We start from the raw sequence: 375 nt of genomic DNA on the forward strand, positions 1-375 counted from the left end.
GGCCATGCCGCCGAAGCCCAGGGGGCTGACGGTCAGTCCATCACCGAGGTGGACATTTCGTGCGGCTTCATTGCTGCCGGATTCGCTGGGTGCGCTTGCCATGGTTCTCCTGTTCGTTTCCTGCGTTGAAATTTACAGCCAAGGTAGGACGCGGTCCGCCGCCGGGCGGGTGGCCTGGATCAGGCGGGCATTGGCTTCGTCGGGTCCAGTGGCCCAGGCAACCGCAGCCTCACGTTGCATGCCGAACGAAACGTGCCGGTCCACCAGGCGCTGCAGCCGGAGCGCCAGCGGAGTTTCGAGGAACCACACCTCATCCAGCTGCGCCCGCACGTCCTTCCACGGTTCCTGGTCCGCCAGCAGGTAGTTCCCCTCGGT

Annotated in this window: 1 pseudogene; it reads right to left on the minus strand. The window is 65.3% G+C overall.

Going from position 1 to position 375, the window contains the following annotated elements:
- Positions 1-132 precede the first annotated feature (132 nt).
- Positions 133-375, minus strand: a pseudogene (locus AC1DKD_RS42455) (nucleoside/nucleotide kinase family protein); the annotation flags it as partial.

The organism is Cupriavidus sp. 05T313, from assembly GCF_056396665.1.